The following is a 6,355-nucleotide window of genomic DNA, read 5'->3' as shown; positions in this document are numbered from 1 at the left end:
GCACCGCACAAGGCACCGCCCCCGACCGTTTCCACGGATCGGGGGCGGTGCCTTGTGCGGGGGCCGGCTAACGTGCCGGACCGCACTGGTAGAGGGTCTGCGCGGTGCCGCCCTCCCCGGTGGTCGCGGTCTTCGGGGACTGCGTACCGCCGTAGGCCGAGGCCGGGACGCGGGTGCAGTCGGACCGCACCCAGCCGGCGATCCGGGTGGCGGACGTCGAACCGCGGCCACCGCCACCGAACATGGCGCCCATGCCGCGCCCGCCGCCCAGCAGGACGTAGCGGACCTTGCCCGACGCCACCAGTTGCCGGAAGTCGGCCTCGGTGGGGAACGGGACCTGGCCGCTGAAGCCGCCCAGCGGGAGGATGCGGGTGCCCTTGGCGAGGATGTACGGGGACGCGTTGTTCCAGCCGTCGGTGGCGAAGACGTACTCGGCCGAGCCGCGGTGGGCGGTGGTGTACGCGAGCAACTTGCGCTGGTCGGAGGTGAGTCGGCCACCGGAATCGCCGAAGCCTCCCCTGGCGTGCGCACCGCCCGGCCACTTCGCCGCGCCATGGCCGCCACGGCCGCCGCGCATGCCGGACGGACCGACCGCGCCCATCCCGGAGCTGCCGTACGCCGGGTTGAAGACCTGCACCGCCCAGGCGCTCGGCGCGAGCAGCACGGCGGCGAGCGACGCGGCAAGACCGACCAGGGCGAGCCGTCCGCCGGACCGGGCGCCGCCCGGCCGGGCGACGACCAGCAGGACGACGGCGGCCAGCCCCAGCACGCCCACCGCCGGCGCCAGCCGCGGCAGGAAGGACGGGAACTCGCCGGCGAGGAACGCGCCCCACGCCGCCGTCGCGGCGACCGCACCGGGCAGCACCCAGGCGCGGCGTCCACCGGCCCGGTACGCGCGCCACAGCATGATGGTGCCGCCACCGGTCAGTGCGGCGAGCGGCACCGCGATCACGCCCATGTAGTACGTGTGGCCGCCGACGCTGCCCGCGCTGAAGACCAGGAAGTACGTGGCCAGCCAGGTGCCCCAGAGGGCGAACCCGGCGCGGATCCGGTCCGTACGCGGGCTGCCGCGGCGCCACAGGAGGCCGCAGACGACGGCGACGGCGGCGAACGGGTAGAGCCAGCCGGTCTGCGACGCGAGCGCCGAGCCGAACATCTTCGACCAGCCGTCCTGGCTGCCGCCCCCGAAGCCGCCGGGCCCGCCGCCCTGAGCCCGGTCGGGCAGATGGGCGGCGTCCTGCTGCGCTCCGGCGTGCGTACCGGGCGTGCCACTGCCGCCGGCCTGCCGCGGGTGCTGTGCGCCGCCGCGCGGCGCACCCGCCGCCTCGGTCGTCCCGGCACCGTGCGACGCGGCGCCGCCCTGGCTCCCGCCGTGGCCCCCGCCGCCCCGCGTCGCGCTGATGCTGCCGGTGGAGGCGGCACTGATGCCCAGGGACGAGAAGCGGTTCAGGAAGTTGTAACCGACCACCATGCTGAACGCGGAGTTGTTCGTGGTGCCGTCGACATACGGCCGGTCGTTGGCCGGAGTGAGGGCGACGGCCACCATCCACGAGGCGGAGACGGCGGTCATCACCACCGCGGAGAGCCCGAGACGCGTCAGCCGCTTCCGCAGCGGGACCGGCGCCGAGATCAGATACACCGCGGCGAGCGCGGGCAGGACCGCCCACGCCTCCAGCATCTTCGACTGGAAGCCGATGCCGACCCACACGCCGGCCATGACGAGCGGACGCAACCGGCCCGCCTCCGCGGCGCGTTGGGTCGCCTCCGCCGCGAGCAGCACGCACAGGGTGAACAGCGGGTCCTCGACGGCGGTCCGGAACAGCCCGACCGCCACCGGCGTCAGCAGGAACGCACCGCTCGCGATCAGCGCCGCGTTGTAGCCCGCCCAGCGGCGCACCACCCGGTACAGGACCAGAAGGCTCGCCACACCCTCCAATACCTGAGGAAGTGTCAGCGCCCAGGGGTGGAATCCGAAAATCCGGGCGGAAATCGCCTGCGGCCAGAGGAATCCCGGCAATTTGTCGAGGGTGATGGAATTGCCGGGGTCGAAGGAACCGTAGAAGAACGCCTTCCAGCTCTCCGTCATACTGCGCACGGCGTTCGCGTAGAAGGTGTGGTATTGGCTGTGATTGATCCCCCACGCGTAGAGCACGGCGGCCAGCACGGTGATGACCAGCAGCGCCGGTCGCGCGTATGCAGGTTGCCCCACCGGCGATCGCCAGGGCGCGCGGCGGACGCCGGCGCCGGCGGGGGCGGTTGTGTCGAGGACTGTCGTAGCCATGCGCAGCAGTCTTCGGCATGTTCGGGGCCCACTACGCCGCACCCGACAGTTTCAAGGAACTTCTCACCGGATACGGGGGAACCTTTTACCGAACTGATTCCGCCTTTAATCCGCGCGGCGCCATTCATTACCTGCGCCAGGGCGACGCAAAGCGAACGGCAGGGCTACTCCTTCACGAAGGTCAGGTCTCGGGTGCCCCGTCGGTTATGTCGTCATCCGGTGTGTAACGCGCCGGGGGGTCGAACCTCCTCAGCAGCTCCTCGGCGGTCTCGTTCCGCTCCTGCTTGATGACGATCTCGGCGACCTGCTTGGCCACCATCGCCCGCCGGACATCCCCGTCCGCGAAGCCCATGCCGGTGAGGAAGCCTTCGAAGTGGTCCGCGGCCGTCGGCTCTTGCACGGGTCGTCATCGGCGTCCGGCCGAGCCGGCACGGGGTCCCGGGAGGTGCCCGGCACCCCGTTGGAGTGCCTCGTGATGGGCGGCGTTCACCGTGTGGTGAAGTGCGCGGTTGCCAGGACGTGGCCGTCGGGCGAGGTCAGCACGGCACCGGAAAGCGTGGCGGGGTCCACGGAGGCCGGGGCGCCCCAGTAGCCGTCCCCGTCGTGCAGGTGGAAGGTTCCGAGCCCGACGGTGGTGCCGTCGGTTCGCTCCAGCCGGCAGATGACGTCACCGGTGTACGGATTCCCGGCGTCGGCGAGATCGACGGACATGAACACCCAGCCATCCGACCCGGGATGGGCGTAGATTTCCCCGGCCGGTTGCCGGTGCGCCGCCCCGGCTCCGATCAGATTCGCATGCAGCATCCCGGCCCCGGCCTGGACGGGCCGTGCGGGGCCGGCCACCACGTTCTCGATGGCCGTGCCGAGGGCCCAACCGCCGAACCCCACCCCGAGCACGAGCGCGGCGGCGGCAGAGGCCACCCGCAGCCGTACGCCGCCGCGGAGCCGCGCGCGCCGCCGCGCGAAGCTGTGCTCGGTCCCGCGTCCGTCGCGCGCGACCTGGGCCAGGGCCAGCCGCCGCGCCACCCGGGCTTCGAAGCCGGCCGGCGGCTCGCTGCCGGGCAGGAGGCCGAGCAGCCCGTCGCCGACGAGGGCGAGCTGCTGGACGTACTCCCGGCAGTCCGCGCAGCAGTCCAGATGGGCGACCGCCTCGGCCCGTTCCCGGCCCGAGAGCACGCCCAGTGCCAGCTCGGCACCGGTCTCGTGCAGCTGTGCGCAGGTCAGGTCCTCAGTCATGGCGGCCTCGCTCCGGAGACGCGGGGGGCGGATCCGTGGGATGCGCAGGGGTGGGATGGTGCGGATACGGGGGATTCGGCGAGGTGAGCGTGGTCCGCAGCTTTCCCATCGCGGTCCTGATCCGTGTCTTGGCGGTGCCCAGGGGGATGTGCTCCCAGTCGGCGACCTGCTGAGCGGTCATCCCGTAGATGCCCGCCATCACCAGGGCGCGGCCCTGCTCGCCGGGCAACTGTGCCACCGCGGCCCGCAGGGTGGACGACGCCTCGTCTGCCAGCGCCTGCTGCTCGGGGGTCTCGGTCACCGCCTCCAGGAGCGCGTCTAGGTCCTCGGGGGCCACCGGCTCCGGCCGGCGCGACCGGACGGCGTCGATGGCGAGGTTGTGCGCGATGGTCGTCAGCCACGTCGTCACCGATCCGCGGCGGGAGTCGTAGACCTGGGCGTGCCGCCACGCGCGCTCGAACGTCTGCTGGGCGATGTCCTCGGCGAGCTGCGCATCGCGGGTGACCGCGATGGCCACGCCGAAGACCGTGTGCTGGAATCGCCGGACGAACGTGTCGGCGAGCTCTGGATCACCGGTGGCCAGACCAGCCAGCAGCGCCGCGTCCGGGATGCGTCCGACGGGGAGCTGCAACCTCTGCATACCCTTGAGTACGGTCCGCCCCGGCCAGGGGATTGCCTGGCGGCTACGGAAGACCACGCACCCATTCTCCCTCGGTGCCACCGCCCGGCGCATGCGCCGCACGCCTCCGCACGCCAAGGGTGATGGCCGGCCTACGGAACGTGCGCGGATGTCGCGCCGGCCGCCGGCCGCTGGCCGCCGGTGGCGGTGGCGGTGGCCCGGGGCCTGTGCGCGGCTCATGGCCGAACCTCGATCCGCGATGTGCCGCCGGTTCCGTGCAGCCGGTAGAGCCGTGCATACGCCGCGCTGCGGGCGAGCAACTGGTCGTGTGTGCCGTGGTCGGCGATGCGGCCGTGCTGGAGCAGCACGATCTGGGTGGCATCGCGCACGGTGAGCAGGTTGTGGGAGATGAGGACCGTCGTGCGTCCGCTCATCAGCAGCCGCAGTGGTTGCAGGATGTGCCGGCCCGATTCCGCGTCCAGGCCGGTGGTCGGCTCGTCGAGGACGAGAACGGGGGCGTCGCGGATCATGGCGCGGGCGATGGCGAGACGCTGCCGTTGTCCGCCGGACAGCAGCCGGCCGCGCTGCCCCACCACGGTGTCGTAGCCTTCGGGAAGGTGGCTGACGAAGTCGTGTGCGTCGGCGGCGCGGGCCGCCGCGACGATCTCTTCGTCGCTCGCGCCGGGGCGGCCGTAGGCGATGTTGTCGCGCACCGTGCCGTGGAAGACCAGGGTCTCCTGCAGCAGCATGGCGACGTTGTCCCGGAGGTCGTCCAGGCACAGTTCGCGCAGATCGTGCCCGTCGAGGCGAACGGCTCCCCGGTCCGGGTCGTAGAAGCGCAGCAGCAGCTTGGCGGCGGTCGACTTCCCGGCACCACTGGCTCCTACGAGTGCCAGCGTCTCGCCGGGTCCCACGCCGAACGAGACATCCGACAGGGCCGGCCGGGCGGTCCCGGGGTAGCGGAAGGAAACGTCGTCGAACACGATCTCACCGCGGGTACGGCCGAGCTTCCGCGGAGCCGCCGCCTGGACGACCTGGGGCCGCTGGTCGAGCAGCTCGATGATCCGCTCTGCCGCGGCGGATGCCGAGTAGAAGGTGTTGCCGAGACCGGAGATGCCGCGGATCGGGCCGTAGAGCCTGCTCAGCAGGGTGAGGAAGACCATCAGGCCGCCCAGGGTGAGGTGGCCGCGGGCCAGTTCCCAGGTGCCCAGCCCCATCACCAGCAGGCCGCCGGTCAGCTCGATGACGTCGACGACCGTGGTGTACACGGCCCCGATACGGGCGGAGGCCATGGCGGCCCGGAACCTGCCGAGGTTCTCGCGCTCGAACCGGCCGTGCTCCCACCGTTGCCGGTTGTACGCCTGGACGAGGGCGATGTTGCCCAGTGCCTCTTCGGTGATCGCGCTGATCGAGCCGCTGCGGCGCCGCCGCTCCCGCGACGCGGCTCGCACCCGCCGGGAGAAGCGCCGGGCGGTGAACCAGAACAGGGGCGCGATGACCAGGGCCAGGAGCGTCAGGTCCCACCGCAGGTAGCACAGCACGCCGAGGAAGATGCCCAGGCGCATGACCTGTGCGATCGCGCTCACGATCCCGGAGAGCAGGAACGTCTCGACCGCGTCGACGTCACCGGTCACCCGGGAGAGCACGTCGCCGAGCCGCCGCCGCTCGAAGAAGCCGAGTGAGAGCCCTTCGACGTGGCGGAACAGATCCGACCGCAGGGCCAGCAGGAACCGTTCGCCGACCCACGTGGAGGTCACGTCGTCGGCGAAGGCGAGGGCTCCCGCGAAGAACGTGAACCCCAGATACGCGAGGGCGATCGGCACGAAGAGGCGCAGGTCGCGCGGGACCAGCATGTCGTCGATGACGATCTTGAAGAGCCAGATCTCGGCCGCGTCGACGACCGGCCCCAGCACGACGAAGGCCAGGATCACCACGAGCCAGCGCCGGCCGCCACGCGTGTACGGCCAGAAGCGCCGGAAGATGTCGCGCAGGGCCACCGGCGGCGCGGCCTCGACGATTCCGTCTGCTCCGACGGGGTCCTCGGCGACGGACAGCAGGCGCCGCACCGTGCGCGTCAGGCGACTCGCCGCGGACGGAGGCGTCTTCGCCCTGCCCGTGCCGTCGCCCGGGGCGTCCCCGTGGGAGGGCGCGTACGGCCGTGTGTCGCTCATGTCGCCTCACGGACTGGTGCGGCCGGGCGGGAAGCCCGGCCGCGCACA

General features: G+C 72.2%; 5 protein-coding genes. All 5 read right to left on the bottom strand.

Going from position 1 to position 6,355, the window contains the following annotated elements; translation table 11 throughout:
* Positions 1-67: 67 nt before the first annotated feature.
* Entirely contained in the window at positions 68-2,281 is a 2,214-nt protein-coding gene (locus ACO1BR_RS34725; protein ID WP_426799088.1) for an ArnT family glycosyltransferase, read from the bottom strand.
* Positions 2,282-2,462: 181 nt separating this feature from the next.
* Positions 2,463-2,681, bottom strand: a complete 219-nt coding sequence (locus ACO1BR_RS34720) for a hypothetical protein (RefSeq protein ID WP_426799087.1) — start codon at positions 2,679-2,681, stop codon at positions 2,463-2,465.
* An 86-nt stretch (positions 2,682-2,767) separates the two neighbouring features.
* Positions 2,768-3,517 carry an anti-sigma factor family protein gene (locus ACO1BR_RS34715; RefSeq protein ID WP_426799086.1) on the bottom strand — a complete coding sequence of 250 codons (750 nt, stop codon included), beginning with the start codon at positions 3,515-3,517 and terminating at the stop codon, positions 2,768-2,770.
* The gene (locus tag ACO1BR_RS34710) at positions 3,510-4,157 is read right to left on the bottom strand and encodes an RNA polymerase sigma factor (RefSeq protein ID WP_426799102.1); all 648 of its coding nucleotides are present in this window, start codon (positions 4,155-4,157) and stop codon (positions 3,510-3,512) included. Before ACO1BR_RS34710 ends, ACO1BR_RS34715 begins: the two co-directional genes overlap by 8 nt.
* Before the next feature lie 215 nt (positions 4,158-4,372).
* The gene (locus ACO1BR_RS34705; RefSeq protein WP_426799085.1) at positions 4,373-6,307 is read right to left on the bottom strand and encodes an ABC transporter ATP-binding protein; all 1,935 of its coding nucleotides are present in this window, start codon (positions 6,305-6,307) and stop codon (positions 4,373-4,375) included.
* Between the last annotated feature and the right edge of the window lie 48 nt (positions 6,308-6,355).

The organism is Streptomyces sp. YGL11-2 (genome assembly GCF_050054615.1).
Classification (GTDB): domain Bacteria; phylum Actinomycetota; class Actinomycetes; order Streptomycetales; family Streptomycetaceae; genus Streptomyces.
The sequence above is the reverse complement of the archived record's forward strand: the minus strand, read 5'-3'. Positions and strand labels throughout refer to the sequence as shown.